Source organism: Ralstonia flatus (assembly GCF_958439105.1).
GTDB lineage: Bacteria > Pseudomonadota > Gammaproteobacteria > Burkholderiales > Burkholderiaceae > Ralstonia > Ralstonia flatus.
The window spans coordinates 540,838-559,744 of record NZ_CAUDLI010000004.1 but is presented as its reverse complement, the minus strand read 5'-3'; the positions used below and the strand labels follow the sequence as shown (position 1 = coordinate 559,744).

Below are 18,907 nucleotides of genomic sequence, written 5' to 3'. Positions count from 1 at the left end.
TCGCTGCGTTGTCTGCAGCAGAGAAACGAGATTATGCAGAGCTTTTTCGTCGCTGTCAACAACTCGTCGAAGAATTTTTATCCGTCAACTCGCTGCCAACTACCACTCGATTCACCGCCAATCGCCAACCACCCAATCGACCGCAAACCCGCCCCACACCTGCTTCTCCACCACTTAACACCACCACCGCCACTTGCGTTTCGGCGCTGTGTTTTGCAGCGAGGGGCGAATACTAATGTGTGGGCGCGCGGCTGGCAAGCACTTTTGTGAGTCACTCGCAAAAATCTTGTTGATCACCGGCCTGCATCGCCGTGGGCTGCTGCGTCATGGCACGGTTGAGACACCGGCGAACGCCGCGACGGCCAGCCCACCGACACAGGTTGGGGCTAGGTCATCACCCTGCCCCGTTACTTATAGAGATGCAGTTGGCATCAACGTTTGCCCGGCGACTGGCACAGCTTCTGGTTGTAGAGGATGGCCTTGCTGGTGGACGCGTAATTCTCGGCGTCGCACGGCGGCAGGCTCAGCGATGTGTCTTTCTGCGCCTTCACGGCCGTCGTTTCGGACAACACAGCCAAACACTGAGCATTGTCACCGCGATGGTATTCAGTTACCGCGAGATCACTGCGGGCCTTGTCGCGCTCGATCCAGTCCATGAAGGGATCGCACTCGGAAAGCAGCGAACGCAGCGTTGTACGTGCTGCGTCGTAATCCTTGGCGGCATATTGCTTGTGGGCCTGGCCGATGCGGGCTTGGCGCTGGGGGTCGGTGCAGGCGGCGGGTGCGCGGCGATAGTCGCCATCAAACATGGCGCGCATGCCGCAGAAAGCTCGGCAGGCCTCGGCGGTGGCGGAGGAATCCAGCTTGAGCGCATCCTTATTACCTGACACGGCGATGCGGCACGTGCCTTCATCCTTGTCGACGCCAACGCGGCCACGGAATGTGCCTTCGATCGCGCACGTGTGGCAGTTGCCGCCAATCGTCGTGATGTTGAAGCTGCTGCCCTTGACCGTCATCGTGCCGCTCGCGCTGCCGCCCAGGATGTAGACGTACTCGCCCGGCTCGACGGCCGGGCCGGCCGCCATGGCCCATGCGCTGGCCAACAAGCCTGCGATCATCAATGTGCGCCGCATCCACATTCCACGTGTCATCTGTTCATTCCTGATTCATGGAGGCGGGATGCCTCCTTCAAGCGCGCCATTCTGGCGGCTGGGTATGTTGCCTCGGAACCGCCAGTGAGCAGCGCACCAACCGGTCAGATGTGAAGCAGCGCCAGCACGGCCACGACACCGCCGACGGCACCAACGCCGTACGAAAGCACCTGCATCCAGCGTCGGCGAGAAAGCAAGGTGATGGCCGCCAGGGCGATCGACACCTGGATGGCAGCCACCGCTTGCGCCCACCGGTGGTGATGGTGGACGGCAAGCTCGCTGGCCTCGTCGGCTTCTTTGGCAAGACGCTCCTGGTCTTCGGCCTGGCGGCGGATGTCTTCCTTCTCGGCTGCGTAGCGCTGGGCGTCGCGCTTGGCAGCGGCCTGATCGGTACCGGGAAGTTGGGCGGTCAGCTCGGCAATCGCCTGCTTTTGACCCTTGGCCTGGTAATAGGCCCAGCGGTTGGCGGCCTCGGTCTTATGAATGGCAGCTTCATTCTTGGCAAGCAGCGCGGCATTTTGCGTTGCACCGCCCTGGTAACCGAAGATGGCGCCGGCCGTCGACAGAATCGCCGTCATGACAGCAATTCGCCCGGCAAAGCTGTCGGCGTGGCCGCTTTCTGCTGCGTGCTCGAGCGCATGATCATGCGCACCGTGAACGTGAAATCCTTCGGACATGGTTGCTCCCCTTTTCAGTCTTGTATCGTCGCGCCCGTCAGGCGCGGGCCTCACAATGCATCGCCTTGCACGGAAAGGCAACGCCCTGCGTTGCGCATCCAACGCTGCAGATGCGGATTCGTGACTCGGACACACAACAGAAAAGCGTGACAATCGCAGATGATTGTTACGCGCGAAAAAGCTCGTTTGAATGTGTGAAACCGATCCGTATAATCGCGCCGCAATGCGAATGAGCGCCAATACCCGATTGGCAATCGCATTGTTAATAAAACAAAACAATACTGCGAGTCAGATCCATGGATGCGTCTAAACAGCCTTTGGCGCCAATGCCCGAAAAGGAACATCACCCCGCCATTGTCCGCGTGGCCGACGCGACGATCCGCGATGCCAATGCGCTGCTGCATGCCAATGGCGGCCTGAAGTTCGGCCGGGGCATGATCGGCACGATCCTGGCGCTGGTGCTGGGCTTTCTGTGCTTGCTGGGCGTGCTGGCCTTTCACTTTCCGCAGTATCTGACGACGCCGGAATTACGCCGCGCGTATTCGGTGGATGTGATTCGGCAGATCCTGTTTGTCTCGCTGTTGATTTCCGGCGGGTTATCGCTGGCGAATATCGTGCTGGATAACCGCCGTCGCCTGAACGGCCTGGCGTTCCTGTTCGTGGTGGTTGCCGTCGCGCTGGGCGGCTCGCGCGTGCCGGTGGGCGACTTTCCGGATCACACGCCGTATATCGGCATGGACTGGTTCATTCTCGACCTGCTCGGTTCGACAGCGATTTTCGTGCTGCTCGAGAAGCTGTTCCCGCTCTATAAGAAGCAGCCGGTGTTCCGCCCCGAATGGCAGACCGACATGGTCCACTTTGCGGTGAACCACTTCATCGTAGGGCTGGTGCTGCTGGTGGTGAACTTCCTGATCCACCGAGTGTTCGGTTGGATGGTGCATGCAGACTTCCAGCAAATGGTGCAGCACATCTGGTTCATTCCGCAGTTGCTGCTTTGCATGCTGGTGGCCGATCTGATGGAGTACGTCACGCACCGCGCGTATCACGAGGTGCCGTTCCTCTGGCGCTTCCACGCCGTGCATCACAGCGTGAAGACGATGGACTGGCTGGCAGGCTCGCGTCAGCACATTCTTGAATTGATCGTCACGCGGGTGGCAGTGCTGGGGCCGCTGTTCGTACTGGGCTTCGACAAGGCGGTGGTCGATGTCTACATCATCATCGTGGGCTTTCAGGCGGTGTTCAATCACGCCAACGTGCACTTGCCGTGGGGCCCGCTGAAGTACATCTTCGTGACGCCGGATTTCCACCACTGGCACCATTCATCGGAAGACGAAGCGATCGACAAGAACTACGCCGCGCATTTCGCCTTCATCGATTACCTGTTCGGTACCGCAGTGAAATCGAAAAAGGCCTTCCCGGAGAAGTACGGCGTGGTGGGCGACTACATGCCCGACGGGTTCGTCAACCAGCAACGCTTTCCGTTCCGCCGTCAGCAGAACTGAGTCGAAGGTTTCCCATCATGCCGCTCGCCCTCGCCGCCCAGAACCTCATCGCCCGCCTCGGCCTCGAACCGCACCCGGAAGGCGGCTTCTATCGCGAAACCTATCGCAGCGAGGAACGCGTCCAGCGAGGCATCCCGCCCATCGAACGTGCGGCTGCCACCGCCATCTATTACCTGTTGGCGGATGATGCATATTCCGCCTGGCATCGGATCCAGTCGGACGAGTTGTGGCACTTCCATGCGGGGGACTCACTCAATGTGCATGTGTTGGAGGAAGACGGTACGGTGAAGACGCATCATTTGGGCCACGCGGCCGACGATGCGACGGCGGTGTACCAGGCGGTGGTGCCGGCTGGCCGCTGGTTTGCGGCCGAGCGCGTGCCGGGCGAGCATGGATACACGCTCGTCGGCTGCACCGTGGCGCCGGGGTTCGAGTTCAGCGAATTCGAACTGGCTGACGGCGACGCGCTGCTGGGGAAGTATTCGGCACATGGCGATCTCGTCCGCAGGTTGCTGCCCAAGCCCCACGGCGCCTGATCAGCACCACACCACGCTTTCATAGCCCACCGTGCGGCGGTAGACGCTCATGCCCCGCCATGTGCTGTATTCCATGTAGGCACATGTCAGAACGACGATCCAGTTGGCTGCTGTGGTGGACATATCCCCTCCCATCTCGGCGTGCCCGATGACTTCTTATCGGCACGTTTTCAGTCTATGAGAGGGGGTCTCAAAGTCATTGCACGAGCAATGACGCTTCTTGCCCGCTATTTCGAGACCTCGCTTTCTCAAGGGCATCGCGCGTCGCAAACGCCCGGCGGGCGAATCTCTCCTGCATCCCCGAGCGCACAGTCCGGGGCTGGCCGGTCACCCTGCCGGATACCGCTACTCCGCAGCAGCTTCCATGTGCGCGCGCCAAGCACCTAAGGCACGGGACTACTCGCCATGGTGGACGCCGGAGCTTATGGCAGATCACACCATCGTCTGAAGCAAAAACGGCGAAGGCGCGCCTACTGAGCGCTACCCTCGCCGTCTTGTGACCCTCAAGCGCTTCCGGCTTACAGCTCGAGCTGCTCCAGCACTTTCCCCTTGGTCTCGATGCCGAGGAAGTGGATGGTGATTGCCGCCAGGATGGGCACCAAGGCCAGCAGCAGGAACGCATTGCTGACGTTGCCCGAGCCGATGGTCGAACCGATCAGCATTGGCGAAAAGATCGCCGCAATCTTCAGCCACGCGCCGCCCATGCCGCAGCCGATCGCGCGGATGTTGGTCGGGTACAGCTCCGGCGTATAGACATAGGCGGTGATAAAGCCGCACGCCATCAACCCCAGCGCCAACGAGCACAACCCTGCCACCACATAGAGCGACTGCTCGTGCAGCAGCCCGGCCAGGGCCAGCGAGACGCCGCACAGTACAAACGACACCACCATCACGGGCTTGCGGCCAACCTTGTCGACGATCATCGCGCATACCAACGAGCCCACCACACCCAGCACCGACGCCAGCGCCGCGAGGTTCAGCGCCAGTTGGAGCGGCGCGTGATAGATCGTCTTGTAGACCGTCGGCAGCCATGTCGACAGACCGTACTGGATGAAACCGCACGTTGCCCACAGCATGGCCACGACCACCGTGCGCTTGATGTACACCGGGCCGAACAGATCGCGCATGCCGCGCTTCGGGTGGCGGTGTGACATCTGCTCGAAGGCCGAGGTATCGCCCAGCGGAGGCAGCGGCTCCTTCGCCTTGGCTTCAAAACGAGCCTGCGCAGCGTCCGCCTCAGCCATCCGGCCATTGGTGGCCAGCCAGCGCGGAGACTCGGGCACGGCCTTGGGCAGCGTAAAGAACAGGACCAGCGGAATGCCACCGAGAAAGTACATCACCTCCCATCCGAAATGCGGCACCAGCCATGCGCCCAAGGCGTTGGACACCAGCAGGCCGATCGGGAACACCACCTCGTAGAGCAACACGAAGCGTCCGCGACCATGTGCGCGCGTAACTTCGTTGATGTACGTTGCCGCCACGGGCAGCTCGCCGCCCAAGCCAACGCCTTGCACGATACGCAGCGCTGCAAACACGGCAAAACTAGGCGCCACGCCACACAGCAGGCTCATCAAGCCGATGATGCCCGCGCTATAGCCGATCATGCGCACGCGACCGAATCGCTCGGCGAGCATGGGAAACACCAACGCGCCGACCAACTGGCCGATGCCGGGGGCACCGATCACAAACGCAATCTGCGCCGGCGTCAGGTGCCACTGCGCAATCAGCAGCGGCAGCGTGGCCGCGATGACGATGACGTCAAAGCCGTCGAAAAATGTCGCCAACCCGATCAGCAGACGCGCACGCACGTGCATGCCGTTGCTCTTGAGCCGCTCGATCCGGGCAACGATCTTGCCCAGGCTCATCGCACCCCGCGACGCATCGTGGTCAATTCCGCTATCAATCAAAACACCTGGCTTCATGTGAAGCTCCTTCCGGAGGAAGTTGATGCGCCACCGGGTCGCTGCCCAGCGGCGCGTTGGGTCAGGACGTCAGAACGAGTGGTGCACCCCGGTGCTGACAACGACCTGGTTGCGCTGCGCCGCTACACCCACGCCGTTGATGGCAGCAGACTGCGCATCGCCGGACGCACGCTGATACGTACCTTGCAGGTACACCTGCGTGCGCTTGGAAAACGCATACACGTTGCCGAGGCTGAACTGGTTCCAGCGGGCGCCCTCGTACTTGCTGAAGGTATAGCCCACGTTGAGCGTATTGGCGGCGCTGTAATGCCACGCGGTGCCCAGGTCGACGTTCTGTGCGCGGGCGTTGGCGCCGCCCAGCGTGATACGCGTTTGCGTATAGACCGCGTTGATCTGGACCGGCAGGCCGCTGAACTGATACAGCGCGCCGGTACCGAACGACTTGACCGAACTCATCGGCGTCATCACGCCGGGCACGAGCGTCGTGCCGAGCGTGTTCGTGATACCCAACCGACCCGCGATGTCCAGCGCGCGGTCGTTGGACGCGGTATAGGCCGCGGCGGCTCGGAAACCGCCATTGGTGTAGTACGCGCCGAGGCTGTAACTGCGGCTCTTCGACGGCGAACCGGGTACCTCGCCAAAGCCGTACATGCCGCCCAGTTGCAGCCCGCCGAAGATGGGCGAGACGTAACGCACAGCGTTGTCGATCTGGAACTGGTTGGCCAGGTTGTCGAAGTTGCCGGGGTGGAACAGGTAGAAGTTGGTGAGCTGGAAACCGTTGCTCAGGCGGCCGAGGTAATCGAACATGAAATCCGCCTGATGGCCGAGCTGGATGTTGCCGAGGCGATCGTTCGTCAGGCCGACCCACGCCGTGCGATTGAACAGCTTGCCGGCGACCACGCTGCTGCCGGTGTCGCCCAGAAAGCCCGATTCCAACTGGAAGATGGCCTGCGTACCGCCGCCGAGATCTTCCGAGCCGCGCAGGCCGAAGCGGTCCGGCTGCATCGTGCCGGGGTCCATGCGCAGCGCCGAGCCGCTAGACGCGCCGCTCTTGAGGCTGTTGATGTAGGCCACGCCTTCATCAATGCTGCCGTACAGCGTCACGTTGCTCTGGGCCGCCGCCGTACCGGCCAGGCTCATCGCCGCAAGGGCGAACAAGGTTGTCTTCATTTGCTGTTTCCTCCACTGGACAAGGTGTCCGCCCCGCCAGTTGTTATCGCCGTCTTGGTGGACGAGCTGGTTGTGGTTCTTGCTTTGTTTCGTATGCGAAACGTCGTTTAAAAGAAAAACAGGGCGCAAAAAAAGACGGCGCGGCTGGTCAGGCCAGCGCCTAAACCATCCTGCGCTTACAGATCGATCACCAGGCGCTTGCCCTTACAGCCGGATACGCAAACCATCATCGTCTGGTTGGATGCACGCTCGCTCTTGGAAAGCACGCTGTCACGGTGGTCGGGCTCGCCTTCGAGCACGCGCGTTTCGCATGAGCCGCACACGCCTTCCTTGCAGCTGTGTTCCACCTCGACGCCAATCTCGAGCAGTGCGTCGAGCAGCGACTTGCCCGCCGGCACGCACAATTCAGCGCCGTTGCGCGCGAGCTTGACCTGGTACTCCCCGTCCTGCACCGATTCCACACCGGGGTCGGCCGCAAAGCGTTCGATATGGACGTTGGTGTAGCCCAGCGCCTCACAGGCCGCCTCGAATGCCCGCAACATCGGGCCGGGGCCGCAGCAATAGAAATGCGTATCGGCCGGATGCCCTGCAAGCAGCGCTTTCAGATCGGGGGGGCCACCGGCTTCTGCGTCCAGGTGAAAACGCACCGCTTCGCCATGGGCGGCCAGCTCATCGGCAAAGGCCGCTTCGGCACGCGAGCGGGCGCAGTACAGCATCGAGAACGTCTTGCCTTGCTCGGCCAGGCGACGCGCCATGCAGACGATGGGCGTCACGCCAATGCCACCTGCAACCAGCACGGTGCGCGGCGCGGTTTCGTCCAGCTCGAAGTGATTGCGCGGGCCGCCGATCTTGAGCGTCGAACCGACGCGCAACTGCTCGTGCACATAGCGCGAGCCGCCGCGGCTGTTGCGGTCGAGCAGCACGCCGACCACGTAACGGTCACGCACCTCTGGCGCGCCGCACAGTGAATAGCTGCGCACCAGCCCGTTGCCAAGATGCAGTTCGATATGCGCGCCGGGTGCGTACTCGGGCAAAGGCTTGCCGTCGACATCGCGCAGCTCCACGCTCACGATGCCTTGGGCTTCGTAGCGCATGGCATGCACGCGCAGGTTGAGGGGGGAATTCATAGCACGTCTCTCTGCAACGTTTCAGCGCTTTTCCGTCAGGAACTTGCCTTCGGGGCCGGCGACGTTCTTCTGCCGGCGTGTGTTGCCGTCAATGCCGCCGTCGATGGCCCATTCGGCGAACACGGTCGGGCCGGGCTCGAAATCGCGCGGCTGCCAGTCGGCGTCGAGCTGGTCTTCATCGGCGTAGTACTCGATCAGGCCGCCAGCCGGGTTCTTGAAGTACCAGAAGTACGCCGACGAAATCGGGTGACGGCCCGGACCCAGCTGCGTATCCCACCCACAGCGCGACACATGCATGCCGCCACCGAACACTTCATGGATGTCGCGCACGGTGAAAGCCACGTGGTTGAGCCCGCTCTTGGCCTGCGGCGTCTGCAGCAGGAACAGGTCGTGATGGCCGCCTTCGGGCTCGCAGCGTAGGAACGCCCCACGACCCGGGTAGTGGTCGGAGGGCACAAAGCCGAGCTTCTCGACATAGAAGCGCTCCGTGGCCGCCACGTCCTTGACGAAGAAGACCACGTGTCCGACTTCGATGGGCGTCGCACGCTCGTAGATCGGGCTGGGTTGGTTGCGGCGCGGTTTGTCCGTCCACGTGTTCATCGCGGCGCATTGCACGTCGACGTCGCGCTTGGTGGACAGCTGCACGCGCACGGCCAGGCCGTTCGGGTCGGTGCAACCGACGCGGCCGTTGGCGTGGACGTAGCCGGGCTGGTCGGCCAGCGTGTCGACCAGGCGATCGAGCACAGCCTGTGAATCGGTGCCCCAGATCACTTCGCGCAGCGTCGGGCCGGCTTCCATGGCCGGCGGCAGCGTGGCATCGTCGCTGCGCTTCACGCGCACGCGGCAGCCGTTGAGCGTTTCGAACAGCAGGCCGCTGGCGTCTTCCGATTGCAGGGCGAGGCCCCAATCCAGGAAGAACTGCTTGCAGGCGGCGAGGTCGTCGGCACCGTAGACGATTTCGTCGATGCCTCGAATCGTGTTCATCTTGATCTCCTGTGGTCTGGGCGTTTGCTTCGGCGTTAGAGCCGGTAACAAGACCCAGCGAAGCGGTCCTGGCTAGGCGTGCCGCCGCAGACAGTACTTGAGTACGGCAAGGCGGCACAACAACGCCAGGAGGGTTTTGTTAGCGGCGCTTAGTTGGCGTTGGCCCAGGCCAGCGGTTGTTCATTCAAGCCCCAGTAGAGACTCTTCTGCTCCATGTATTGCAGGATGCCAAGGCGGCCCTTCTCGCGGCCCAGGCCGCTGTCGCGCCAGCCGCCAAACGGCGTCGAGATCGAGAACTGCTTGTATGTGTTGATCCACACGTTGCCGGCCTGCACCGCGCGGCCGATGCGCCATGCGCGCTTGTAGTCGCGCGTCCAGATCCCGGCGGCCAATGCGTAGACGCTGTCGTTGGCCTGTTCGATCAATTCGTCTTCATCGTCGAACGGCATGGCGACGAGCACCGGGCCAAAGATTTCTTCCTGGCAGATGCGGGCGCTGTTGGTGAGCCCTTCGATGATGGTCGGCGTGTAGAAATAGCCCGACTCGCAGCCGGCAATTGCCGGGCGCAAACCGCCCGTGCGCAGATGGCCGCCGTCTTCCACGCCCATCGCGACGTACGACTCGATGGTCTCGCGGTGGCGGTCGGTGATCAGCGGGCCCATCTGCGTCGATTCATCGGCCGGATTGCCGACACGCAGACGTGCTGCGGCAGCGGCCAGGCGATCCATGAACGGCTCGTACAGCGAACGCGCCACGAACAGGCGCGAACCGGCGATGCACGACTCGCCCGACGAGCTGAAGATGCCGTACAGCACGCCATTCACGGCGTGGTCGAGGTCGGCATCTTCAAACACCATCGTCGGCGACTTGCCGCCGAGTTCCAGCGACACCGGCATCATCTTCTCAGCGGCAATGTGGGCAATGTGTTTGCCCGTGTTCGTGCCACCCGTGAACGACACACGGCGCACCAGCGGATGCTTCGTAATCGCATCGCCAATCACGGAGCCCTTGCCGGGCAGCACGCTGATCATGCCCTTGGGCACGCCCGCCTCTTCGCAGATGGCAGCAAGTTCCAGCGCCATCAGCGGCGTAACCTCCGCCGGTTTGACGACGACGGCGTTGCCCGCGGCCAGCGCGGGCGCCATCTTTTGCGCTTCGCTGGCAATCGGCGAATTCCACGGCGTGATGGCGGCCACCACGCCCATGGGTTCATGCACGCTCATCGTCAGGCAATCGCCACGCATTGGCGTGAGCGACTCTTCCAGCGTCTCGCATGCGGCGCCGAAGAACTGGAACGTGGCCGCAGCGCTTGCCACCAGCGCGCGTGTCTCGTTGATCGGCTTGCCGTTATCCAGGCGCTGGCGTTGTGCCAACGCTTCACTGCGCGAGCGGATCAGCTCAGCTACGCGGTACAGAACGGCTGCGCGCTCGTGCGGCTTGCGCTGCGCCCAACCGCTGGACAGGAAGGCGCGGTAGGCGCCCGCCACAGCCTCTTCCACATCGGCGACGCTGGCGGCGTTGAGTTCTGCAACGACTTCACCGGTGGCGGGGTAGCGCGTGGCATAGCGCTCGCCCGTGCCGAGGCGCCAATCGCCGGCAATGCAGATGGGCAACACGGACGTTGCGGTTGCGTTCGGGTTGGAAACAGTCATGGCGCAATGGCCTCGCTTAAATCGAAACGGCGTGCGCGCGGTTGCCCAGCGCACGCACCACGCTGAACACCGTCAGCGCAGAAGTCTTGGGATTGGCCGCCAGCGGCTTGCCGCGCATCGTCAGCTCGAAGCCGCCAAAGGCGCCGCGCGCTTCGACGTGATGGATGTTCTCGTCCACCGTTGGATCGGCCAGCAGCTTGACGTGCGTGTGCTCCAGACCGAGGCCCGCCAATGACAGCGTGGCCGCCACGTTGGCGTTTTTCGGGAACAGACGCGCAGCTTCACGGGCGTTGCCTTCGAAGATCACGGTCGGCTCGCGCAGCGCATCGAGGTCGAACTGCTGCTCGGCCGGCGTGTCCTTCCAGGCGCGCGGCGGCTTGCGGCCGGTGTAGACCACGGCGTCCAACCCGCCGACGCGCGCAGCGGCCAGCGCGTCGATGGCGCCGATGGCGCCCGACAGCAGCTGCACCTGCGCGTTGCCACGGCGGGCCGCAGCCTCCAGCCGTTCGGCCACGCCGGGTTCCGACAACGCACCCACCGATACGACCAGGCAGTCGATGCCCTGCTCCAACGCCGGCAACACATGCTCTTCAAGCGCATCATGGCCAGCGCATTCGACGAGCAGGTCAGGATGTGCGTCGGCCGATAGATGCGTCGTGACACGCGCATTCGGTGCGAACGGGGCGATGGCCTCGCGCGCCTTGTCCATCGCGTGCTCGGGCACGATCACGGCGTCAAAGCACACATCCGGATCGCTCTTGAGCAGTTCCAGTACGCCCTGCCCGATCGCTCCGCACCCGACCATCGATACATGCAGCATGTCCGGCTCCTTCAATTGGCTCGGTTGCAGGTTCACGCCACCACCGTCGTGCGCTCGGCTGCGCGCTCGCCCTGGCCGTCCTTGGCCTGCTGGTTGACCGGCGGGCCTGCAAAGATCGTCTTGAAGCTGCCGATGGAGAGCATGTCGATCTCCATCAGGAACGGGCCCTCGCCGCTGGTGGCTTCCTTCAATGCGCTGCCCACGTCGGCCAGATCCGAGACGCGGCGATGACGCAGTTGCAGCGACTGCGCGAGGGCCGCGTAGTCCGGCGTGTGCAGATCCACGTAATGGCGGCGGCCGCCGTACTGCGCGTCCTGGATGTTCTTGATGACGCCGTAGCCCTTGTCGTTCATCAGCACGATGACGAGGTTGGCGCGCTCCTGCACCGCAGTCGCCAATTCACCCAGGTTCAGGATGAAGCCGCCATCGCCGGCCAGGCAGAACGTGGTCTTGCCCGATCCGGTTGCAGCCGCACCGATCGCCGCGCCAATGCCCATCGCCAAACCTTGGCCGATGCCGCCGCCCAGCGCATGTACGCCGGCGCGCGAGTCAAAGATGCGGAGCTGGCGATTGCCCCAGGTGCTGTTCGACACCGTCACGTCGCGCACCCAGTTGAACTCGCGGCCCACGGCGGCTTGCAAAGCCTCCACCAGCTTGGCGTACGGACCGAGGCCGTCGATCAGCCCGCCTACGGCCGCCTCGTGTGCCGCCCGCAGGTCTGCCGCGAATGTCGCGTCGATCTGCATCTTCTTTTCCAGCCGGTCGGCCAGGCCATCCAGCGCAAGCGCCGAATCGCCGCACACGAAGTAGTCGCTGGCGTAGCACCGGCCCTCCGCCGAGGCATCCGCATCGATGCGGTACAGCGGACGCGGCAGCTTCAGTTCGTACTTGAGCGTTTCGTTACCGCGCAGGCGCGAGCCCACCACGACCATGGCATCGCACGTCTGGTAGAACGCTTCGACCGGCTTGTGCAGGTTGAATGCGCCCAGCGAGCGGGGGTCATCTTCCGGCACGATCCCGCGGCCCTGCGTGCTGGTGACCACACCAAAGCCGAGGTCCATCAGGCGCTTGACCTGCTTCGCAGCGTGGCGGGCACCGCCGCCGAGCCACAGCATCGGACGACGCGCGCGCGACAGACGTTCAGCCAGTTCGTCCAGCGCGTGGGCCGACGGCACATGCTGCGGCACCAGCAGCGGGCGCAGGTCGTCCGGCATGGGAATCAGCGCGGCCTGGATGTCGATGGGAATCTCCACGCTCACCGGGCCGGCCGGGGCCGTCAACGCGGTCTGCACGGCCAGCTTCATCGTGCTGATGGCCGTGTCGGCACTGCGCACGCGGAAGGCAGCCTTGGAGACGGCCTTGAGCATCGTGAGCTGGTCCGGCGCTTCGTGGATGTACGCGAGGCTCTGGTCCAGGTACGGCGTTTCGATCTGACCTGTGATGTGCAGCAACGGCGTGCCGGCGGTCAGGGCTTCGACCATGGCGCCTGCCGCATTGCCGGCAGCGGTGCCGGTGCTTGTCAGGCAGACGCCCAGGCCGCCCGTGGTCCGGGCATAGGCGTCGGCCATGTTGGCGCCGCCGGCTTCACCGCGCGCCATGACGAAGCGGATCTTGCCGCGCTCGCCCATCGCATCGAGGATGGGCATGTTGTGGATCGAGATGACACCGAAAGCGGCCTTGACCTCGCAGGCCTCCAGGAAGGCTGCAATCGCGTGGCCCACCGTGACCAGCTGTTGTTCCTGTTGTTGTCGTTTATGCATGACGGGAGTGTCCTCCGGAGATATCGATGTGGCTGCCCGTGGTGTACGAAGACAACGGCGAGGCAAGGAACAGAATGGCGCGGGCTGCCTCTTCGGGCAGGCCCAGTCGTCCAAGGGGAATGTGTTTTTGCGCGGCCAGGCGACGCGTCCACGCAGCCCAGTCGAGATGGCGATCTTCTTCGGGTCGAGCCTCGAAGCGGCGGCGCCATTGGCCGGACTCCACCAGGCCGATCAGGATGCCGTTGACGCGCACGCCCTTCGGTGCAAATTCGGTCGCCATCGAACGCACGAGATTGAGCACACCCGCACGCGCGGCAGAGGTGGCCACCATGTGGGGCTCGGGCTGCTGCGCGAGCAGCGAATTCACGCAGACGATCGCGCCGTGCTCGGAGCGCTCGAGTTGCGCCAGGAAAGCGCGCGTGGGATGGATCACCGAGAAGAACTTGAGATGCAGCTCCTGCGTCCACGCGGCATCGTCGGTATCGGCAAACGTCGAGACGCGGCCTTGGCCCGCGTTGTTGACCAGCATGTCGACGGGGCCGAGCGCTTGCTCCACGGCGTCGGCAAACGCTGCCATCTGGGCGGCGTCGAGCACGTCGCACGTTGCAGCAAACAGCCGGGCATTGGGGAACCGGCTGCGCAGACCTTGTTCGGCCTGCGCGAGGCGTTCGGCATTGCGGCCGCACAGCGCCACAGCGGCACCAGCTTCCAGCAGCAGTTCAACGGTGGCCAGGCCGATGCCGGAGGAGCCGCCCGTCACGACGGCGGTCTTGCCAGTCAGGTCGATCATCGGCATGGTCATTCGCGGAACAGGTTGACGACCTTGCCGCCTGCGGGGCGGTAGTCCAGCAGATAAGACAGCTCGCCAGCAGCGGCACGCACCTTGTCGATCATCAGATCGAGCTGCGCAGGCTCAATGCGCGGCGAAGGAATCGTCGTGCCGAGCGCAGCCACCACCTTGCCGGCGCGGTCCAGCACCGGCGCAGCAATCGTCGAGATGTTGGCTTCGAAGAAGCCTTCCTGCAGCACGTAGCCGTGTTCGCGGTCGCGCTGCACCATCTCGAACAGCTCTTCCACCGTGCGCGGCGTGTTGGCGGAAAACACTTCCAGCTGCGGCTCCGGATACAGCTGGCGCAGCTCAGCCAGCGACAGATCGGCCAGCAGCACACGGCCCAGCACCGTGGCGTGAGCCGGCAGGCGCGTGCCGACATTCACCGAACTGGTGAACGGCGTGGGCGCGACGGATTTCGCCACGTAGACGATCGAGCGGCCATCGCGCACGACGAGGTTGCACGGGTAGTGAATCTCGTCGCGCAGACGATCGAGCAGCGGGCGACCCAGCTCGGTCAATTCCAGCGACGCGAGATATTCAAAGCCCAGGCGCAGCACCGCCATGCCGAGGCGGAAATCGCGGCCGCCGTCAACGCGTTCGATGAAGCCCATCACTTCAAGTGTGGTCAGCAGGCGGAACACCGTGGAGCGCGGCACCTTCAGGCGGCGCGCCAGTTCCGGCGCAGACAGCACACGGTCTTTGTGGCTGAACTCGCACAGCAGGCGCAGGCCGCGTTCGAGCCCCGGCACGATGTACTTTTCCTGCACGTCTTCTGGGATGAGGTCGTTGCTCATACGTCTTGGCGCTTAGGCGTTTGGGATTGGGAGAGAACCGCATGTTCGATCCAGCCTGCAACAGCGTCAGGCGCATCGATATAGGAGGCATGCCCGGCTGACGGCACAAGCGCAAACGGCAGATCGAACGTCTTCGCCAGCGCTTCGCAGCCTTGCGGCGGTGTAACGCCGTCGACATCGCCGCATGCGATCTGCGCGGGTGTGGATGCTGGGCGTTTGCCCAGATAGGCGCCGATGTCGTCGCCGCTCAGCATCGCCACGGCCTGGCGATACCCACCGTCGTTGAGGCGCTTCATGTTCCAGCGCACCCAGGCGCGCTCTTCGTCGGTGGCATTCGGGCGCAGCAGATGCGCGTGGCGCGACTCCGCCATGCCGTCGATGCCAAGCTGGTCGAGCGTTGCAAGACGCTGGGCCTGCACGCTGCGGGACTTCTCTTGCTGCCCCGGTTGGCCGTAGCCCTGCGCGGGGTTCAGCAGCAGCAGGCACTTCGGCTGCATCGCCGCTGGCGCGGCGGCCACATACGCCGATGCCATCAGCGCGCCCAGCGAATGACCGACGATTGCATCGGGCGTCACATCGAGCGCGGCAAGCCACGCCTGCAGCCGCACCGCGTAGTCGGCAGCGCGCGGTGCAACGTCTGCAAGCGGCGTGGAACTGCCGTAGCCCGGCGCATCCCATGCCAGCACGCGCATGTTGTGCGAAAGAACCTGCGCGCAAGGCAGCCATGACGCAGCACTGGAGCTGATGCCGTGCAACAGCACCACCACCGGCCCGCGCTCGCCCCATTGCCGATAGCCGATGCGGTCGCCGTGCACGTTGATGGCGACGGTGCGTTCGGCAAACCCAGCGCCGAGCACGGCAAGCGCGTCGGCAACGCGGAACGGATGGGAAGACATGACAGCCTGCGCGCTCATGGCATCAACGCTTGATCTTGGCGAGCGGATGCTCGGGCGGATACGTCGGCGTGATCGGCTTCTTGGCGCCGAGCATCACGCACATCAGCGCATCTTCATCGCCGATGTTGATTTCTTCGCGGTACACGCCGGGCGGCACCGAGACGAGATCGCGATCGGTCAGGATGGTCTCAAAGCGCTCGCCGTCCTTCTCGAGCACCAGCTTGAGCTTGCCGCGAATGATGAAGAACACCTCTTCCACATCGGTGTGCAGATGCGACGGGCCTTCGTGGCCGGCCGGAATGACCATCGTCGAAAACGTGAAGTGCTCCGCCGGCACCGTGTTGGTGTCAGCGGCCACGCCCGTGCCGCCCGTGCCGAGGTAGCGCATTTGCGCCCGGCGGTATTTCGGGTCGAAGTCGGCCTGGAACTTGAGGGCGTCCCAGTCGTAGCGGCGGGTGGAGAAACGCGCCACGCGGCTGTTCATCCAGTCTTCAAACGACGCGCCTTCCGGGCGGTCCCACGTGCGTTGCACTTGCTGTTGTTCGGAGAGATCGCTCATCGAATACCTCTTCTGAATGGTGTGTGGATGCATTACTGCATGACGAAACCGCCGTTGACGGCCAGCGTCTGGCCCGTCACGAATCGGGAAAGGTCGGACAACGCGAACAGCACGGCGCCGCACACGTCGTCGGGCAGTTGATCGCGCGAAATGGCGCGCTGGTCGCGGTACAGAGCATGGCGATGCGCCGGCACGTATTCGGTGGCTTCCACCAGCGTCAGGCCCGGTGCAATGGCGTTGACGGTGATGCCGTCTGCGCCGCATTCGCGCGCCAGAGACTTGGTCATGCCGATGACGGCGCTCTTGCTGGCCACATACGCCAGCAGGTTCGGTGCGCCCCACAGCGGGGTGTCGGACGACAGATTGACGATGGCGCCGCGGCCAGAAGCCTTGAGTGCCGGCAGGCAAGCCGTCGTCATCAACCATGTGCCGCGCACGTTGACGTTCATCACACGGTCCCAGGTCTCGATGTCGATTGACGATGCATCGCGCCCGCCCGAGTTCGTGATGGCCGCGTTGTTGACAAGCCCGTCGAGCCCGCCCAGCGCCTGCGCAGCCGCTGCAGCGCATGCCTGAATGGAAGCCGGATCGCCAAGATCGAGCGTGAAGCCATGCGCATCAAAGCCTGCCGCGCGCAGCGCTGCGGCCTCTTCCTGCACGCGCTCGCCAAGAATGTCGGCCAGCGCAACGGCGCCACCGGCTTCGGCGATCGACTTGGCAAAGGCCAGACCCAGACCGCGCGCGGCGCCCGTCACGAGCACCTTGCGGCCAGCCAGCAGCCCGGCGGTTGAATTGCGCTCAGGCATGTTGGGCTTCCGTGGGAACCGGCTTGAGCATGGCGACAGGCGCGTCGGCCAGTTCAGCGGCGGCGCGGCGTGCAAGCACGCGGCGGATACGCGTAATGCCGATGTCGTGCTGATACAGCGTCTCGTGCTCGCGCGCTTCGGGTGCCATCGACTCCAGCACGACACGGTCCTGTTCCAGCACATCCCAGTGCAGGCCTTCGAGGCGATTGCGATACAGGAAGCGCCACACGTCGCGCTGCCAACCCTGCACGTGGCGCGTGCGCCAGAAGTAGACGATGCAGTGCTCCTCATCGACCGGCGTCACGATGCCGATGATGGTGAACGGCCCGCCCGGCCCGACCTTCGGTTGATACGGAATCGACAAGCGCAGCCACATCGTGCCGGTCTCGCCAAACTCGGTCCAATCGAAGTTCACGCCGCGCTGGCCGGTCTTCTGGAACATGATCCCGTGGTCGGTTTCAACCACTTCCATCACGGCCTTCTTCTCGCCGCTGGCCATCGAGTGCGACACGGCGTGCAGGTAGGCACCGTGCATCGGATCCATGACGTTGTCGATGGCATAGCGGTAGTTGACGTTCCAATGCGCGAAGCAGAGGAAGTGGCTGTGCTCGTCGCTGGTCAGCTCTTCAGGCAAGCGCAGCGTGCCCACCGCGTCGTCGAACTCGGACGGGGCCTTGTCGCCAAACCACAGGAAGATGGCGCCGGCGCGTTCCTGCACCGGGTAGCTGCGCACGCAGGTCTTGCCCTCCATGGGGCAAGCGTCAACAGCCGGCACGCTCGTCACCGTACCTTGGCCGTTCACTTCAACGCCGTGGTACCAGCAAGCCACGTGGTCGCCCAGGTTCCAACCCATCGACAGGCGCGCACCACGATGCGGGCAGCGGTCTTCCAGCGCATGCACCTGGCCGGCGGTGTCACGCCACAACACGATGTTCTGGCTCAACCGCGTGATGCCCACCGGCGCGTTTTTCACATTCCACGACGCCGCCACCGGATACCAGTAGTTGCGCAGACCGGTGTTGATGCGCGCTTCCTTCTGCGCTTCCTTGTTGCCTTCCATTGCTTGCCTCTTCTGATGGGTTGAGCCGTGCGCCTCTGCGGGCAATGCGGCGTCGAATCGTGTTGGAACCGGCCTCGTCTCAGGCGCCCAGGCGGCGCATCTCGGCCAGGAAGGTGTCTTCCGTCCAGGTCTCGCCACCGGCCGCATTGCGCGGGCCGCGCTCGTTCAGCACGGCGACGATGTCGGCCGGCGTTTGGGCGCCGCCCAGGAATGCCGCTTCCAGCGAATCGGCCAGTTGGTTCTCATAGGCGGTCGGCTCGGCGGCGCGTGTTTGCCACACCAGATTGGCGACGTGGCCGGGGCGCTCGACACGGCCCTTGCCAGCGACGTTGTTCGGAGAAATGGGCTCCCACGGAGCCAGGTCGGGGTTGTATTGCGGTTGCATTTCTGTCGACTCCATCACGTTTCGCTTGTTTTACCTATGAAACGCCTGTTAATATCTGGAACACAGGTGCAACTATAGACCGCGTCTTCGAAATCTCAGATGCGGGATTACCCTATGGTTCGCGGAAAAATGCGGCGGCGGTGGACGGCGGCTCCGCCGGATCGCGCACTGGACAACGGTCTTGGTGCCGCGACACCGCCGCGGCGCGACTCGGCAGCTATGAGGCCGCCTGGGCTCGGCTGCGGCAATGTCACCTCACCTTCGGCGAACATCC

The 18,907-nt window shown here is 63.9% G+C and carries 20 protein-coding genes; 3 read left to right on the top strand and 17 right to left on the bottom strand.

Annotated features, from left to right (window positions below; genetic code table 11):
- The coding region (locus tag R2676_RS12750; RefSeq protein WP_316857115.1) for a hypothetical protein at positions 1-236 on the top strand (236 nt) is incomplete at its 5' end.
- Positions 237-431: 195 nt separating this feature from the next.
- On the opposite strand, the gene R2676_RS12745 is transcribed toward R2676_RS12750, so the two are convergent.
- Both R2676_RS12745 and R2676_RS12740 read right to left on the bottom strand, forming a co-directional pair.
- A complete protein-coding gene (locus R2676_RS12745; RefSeq protein ID WP_410482495.1) occupies positions 432-1,133 on the bottom strand; it encodes a hypothetical protein in 702 nt (233 codons plus the stop codon).
- Positions 1,134-1,255: 122 nt separating this feature from the next.
- Positions 1,256-1,828, bottom strand: coding sequence for a DUF4337 domain-containing protein (locus R2676_RS12740; protein ID WP_027680163.1), 573 nt, complete (start codon positions 1,826-1,828; stop codon positions 1,256-1,258).
- A gap of 296 nt (positions 1,829-2,124) precedes the next feature.
- Here R2676_RS12740 and R2676_RS12735 point away from each other — a divergent pair, with 296 nt between their 5' ends.
- Entirely contained in the window at positions 2,125-3,330 is a 1,206-nt protein-coding gene (locus R2676_RS12735; RefSeq protein ID WP_102065166.1) for a sterol desaturase family protein, read from the top strand.
- 17 nt (positions 3,331-3,347) lie between these two features.
- Positions 3,348-3,866, top strand: a complete 519-nt coding sequence (locus R2676_RS12730) for a cupin domain-containing protein (protein ID WP_206272007.1) — start codon at positions 3,348-3,350, stop codon at positions 3,864-3,866.
- On the opposite strand, the gene R2676_RS12725 is transcribed toward R2676_RS12730, so the two are convergent.
- The 15 genes from R2676_RS12725 to R2676_RS12655 all read right to left on the bottom strand — a co-directional run bounded on the left by R2676_RS12725 (position 3,867) and on the right by R2676_RS12655 (position 18,633).
- Entirely contained in the window at positions 3,867-3,989 is a 123-nt protein-coding gene (locus tag R2676_RS12725) for a hypothetical protein (RefSeq protein ID WP_004634792.1), read from the bottom strand.
- Between the two features lie 395 nt (positions 3,990-4,384).
- Positions 4,385-5,788 carry an MFS transporter gene (locus tag R2676_RS12720; protein WP_102065168.1) on the bottom strand — a complete coding sequence of 468 codons (1,404 nt, stop codon included), beginning with the start codon at positions 5,786-5,788 and terminating at the stop codon, positions 4,385-4,387.
- Positions 5,789-5,857: 69 nt separating this feature from the next.
- The gene (locus R2676_RS12715; protein ID WP_206272006.1) at positions 5,858-6,958 is read right to left on the bottom strand and encodes a porin; all 1,101 of its coding nucleotides are present in this window, start codon (positions 6,956-6,958) and stop codon (positions 5,858-5,860) included.
- A 176-nt stretch (positions 6,959-7,134) separates the two neighbouring features.
- Positions 7,135-8,085, bottom strand: coding sequence for a PDR/VanB family oxidoreductase (locus R2676_RS12710; protein WP_206272005.1), 951 nt, complete (start codon positions 8,083-8,085; stop codon positions 7,135-7,137).
- A gap of 21 nt (positions 8,086-8,106) precedes the next feature.
- Positions 8,107-9,069, bottom strand: a complete 963-nt coding sequence (locus tag R2676_RS12705) for a VOC family protein (RefSeq protein WP_102065171.1) — start codon at positions 9,067-9,069, stop codon at positions 8,107-8,109.
- Positions 9,070-9,218: 149 nt separating this feature from the next.
- A complete protein-coding gene (locus R2676_RS12700; RefSeq protein ID WP_206272004.1) occupies positions 9,219-10,721 on the bottom strand; it encodes an aldehyde dehydrogenase in 1,503 nt (500 codons plus the stop codon).
- Positions 10,722-10,737: 16 nt separating this feature from the next.
- Positions 10,738-11,541, bottom strand: a complete 804-nt coding sequence (locus R2676_RS12695; RefSeq protein ID WP_027680155.1) for an aspartate dehydrogenase — start codon at positions 11,539-11,541, stop codon at positions 10,738-10,740.
- A 32-nt stretch (positions 11,542-11,573) separates the two neighbouring features.
- Positions 11,574-13,301 carry a thiamine pyrophosphate-binding protein gene (locus tag R2676_RS12690; protein WP_206272003.1) on the bottom strand — a complete coding sequence of 576 codons (1,728 nt, stop codon included), beginning with the start codon at positions 13,299-13,301 and terminating at the stop codon, positions 11,574-11,576.
- Positions 13,294-14,097 (bottom strand): SDR family oxidoreductase, encoded by an 804-nt coding sequence (locus R2676_RS12685; protein WP_206272002.1) that lies wholly within the window; start codon positions 14,095-14,097, stop codon positions 13,294-13,296. The genes R2676_RS12690 and R2676_RS12685 overlap by 8 nt, the downstream gene beginning before the upstream one ends.
- 2 nt (positions 14,098-14,099) lie before the next feature.
- Positions 14,100-14,927 (bottom strand): IclR family transcriptional regulator, encoded by an 828-nt coding sequence (locus R2676_RS12680; RefSeq protein ID WP_024974095.1) that lies wholly within the window; start codon positions 14,925-14,927, stop codon positions 14,100-14,102.
- A complete protein-coding gene (locus R2676_RS12675; protein ID WP_206272001.1) occupies positions 14,924-15,841 on the bottom strand; it encodes an alpha/beta fold hydrolase in 918 nt (305 codons plus the stop codon). The genes R2676_RS12680 and R2676_RS12675 overlap by 4 nt, the downstream gene beginning before the upstream one ends.
- 4 nt (positions 15,842-15,845) lie before the next feature.
- Complete coding sequence (locus R2676_RS12670; RefSeq protein ID WP_102065176.1) at positions 15,846-16,382, bottom strand: cupin domain-containing protein; 537 nt, start codon at positions 16,380-16,382, stop codon at positions 15,846-15,848.
- 32 nt (positions 16,383-16,414) lie between these two features.
- Complete coding sequence (locus tag R2676_RS12665; protein ID WP_009239758.1) at positions 16,415-17,188, bottom strand: SDR family oxidoreductase; 774 nt, start codon at positions 17,186-17,188, stop codon at positions 16,415-16,417.
- Complete coding sequence (locus R2676_RS12660; protein WP_004634822.1) at positions 17,181-18,248, bottom strand: aromatic ring-hydroxylating oxygenase subunit alpha; 1,068 nt, start codon at positions 18,246-18,248, stop codon at positions 17,181-17,183. The genes R2676_RS12665 and R2676_RS12660 overlap by 8 nt, the downstream gene beginning before the upstream one ends.
- 79 nt (positions 18,249-18,327) lie before the next feature.
- Positions 18,328-18,633: a recombinase-like helix-turn-helix domain-containing protein gene (locus tag R2676_RS12655; RefSeq protein WP_206272000.1), complete on the bottom strand. Its 306-nt coding sequence runs from the start codon at positions 18,631-18,633 to the stop codon at positions 18,328-18,330.
- Positions 18,634-18,907 lie beyond the last annotated feature (274 nt).

Excerpts from the sequence above, each read along its gene's own strand:
- R2676_RS12745 (WP_410482495.1), bottom strand. The coding sequence starts at position 1,133 with ATGCGGCGCACATTGATGATCGCAGGCTTGTTGGCCAGCGCATGGGCC.
- R2676_RS12740 (WP_027680163.1), bottom strand. The coding sequence starts at position 1,828 with ATGTCCGAAGGATTTCACGTTCACGGTGCGCATGATCATGCGCTCGAG.
- R2676_RS12735 (WP_102065166.1), top strand. The coding sequence starts at position 2,125 with ATGGATGCGTCTAAACAGCCTTTGGCGCCAATGCCCGAAAAGGAACAT.
- R2676_RS12730 (WP_206272007.1), top strand. The coding sequence starts at position 3,348 with ATGCCGCTCGCCCTCGCCGCCCAGAACCTCATCGCCCGCCTCGGCCTC.
- R2676_RS12725 (WP_004634792.1), bottom strand. The coding sequence starts at position 3,989 with ATGTCCACCACAGCAGCCAACTGGATCGTCGTTCTGACATGTGCCTAC.
- R2676_RS12720 (WP_102065168.1), bottom strand. The coding sequence starts at position 5,788 with ATGAAGCCAGGTGTTTTGATTGATAGCGGAATTGACCACGATGCGTCG.
- R2676_RS12715 (WP_206272006.1), bottom strand. The coding sequence starts at position 6,958 with ATGAAGACAACCTTGTTCGCCCTTGCGGCGATGAGCCTGGCCGGTACG.
- R2676_RS12710 (WP_206272005.1), bottom strand. The coding sequence starts at position 8,085 with ATGAATTCCCCCCTCAACCTGCGCGTGCATGCCATGCGCTACGAAGCC.
- R2676_RS12705 (WP_102065171.1), bottom strand. The coding sequence starts at position 9,069 with ATGAACACGATTCGAGGCATCGACGAAATCGTCTACGGTGCCGACGAC.
- R2676_RS12700 (WP_206272004.1), bottom strand. The coding sequence starts at position 10,721 with ATGACTGTTTCCAACCCGAACGCAACCGCAACGTCCGTGTTGCCCATC.
- R2676_RS12695 (WP_027680155.1), bottom strand. The coding sequence starts at position 11,541 with ATGCTGCATGTATCGATGGTCGGGTGCGGAGCGATCGGGCAGGGCGTA.
- R2676_RS12690 (WP_206272003.1), bottom strand. The coding sequence starts at position 13,301 with ATGCATAAACGACAACAACAGGAACAACAGCTGGTCACGGTGGGCCAC.
- R2676_RS12685 (WP_206272002.1), bottom strand. The coding sequence starts at position 14,097 with ATGCCGATGATCGACCTGACTGGCAAGACCGCCGTCGTGACGGGCGGC.
- R2676_RS12680 (WP_024974095.1), bottom strand. The coding sequence starts at position 14,927 with ATGAGCAACGACCTCATCCCAGAAGACGTGCAGGAAAAGTACATCGTG.
- R2676_RS12675 (WP_206272001.1), bottom strand. The coding sequence starts at position 15,841 with ATGAGCGCGCAGGCTGTCATGTCTTCCCATCCGTTCCGCGTTGCCGAC.
- R2676_RS12670 (WP_102065176.1), bottom strand. The coding sequence starts at position 16,382 with ATGAGCGATCTCTCCGAACAACAGCAAGTGCAACGCACGTGGGACCGC.
- R2676_RS12665 (WP_009239758.1), bottom strand. The coding sequence starts at position 17,188 with ATGCCTGAGCGCAATTCAACCGCCGGGCTGCTGGCTGGCCGCAAGGTG.
- R2676_RS12660 (WP_004634822.1), bottom strand. The coding sequence starts at position 18,248 with ATGGAAGGCAACAAGGAAGCGCAGAAGGAAGCGCGCATCAACACCGGT.
- R2676_RS12655 (WP_206272000.1), bottom strand. The coding sequence starts at position 18,633 with ATGCAACCGCAATACAACCCCGACCTGGCTCCGTGGGAGCCCATTTCT.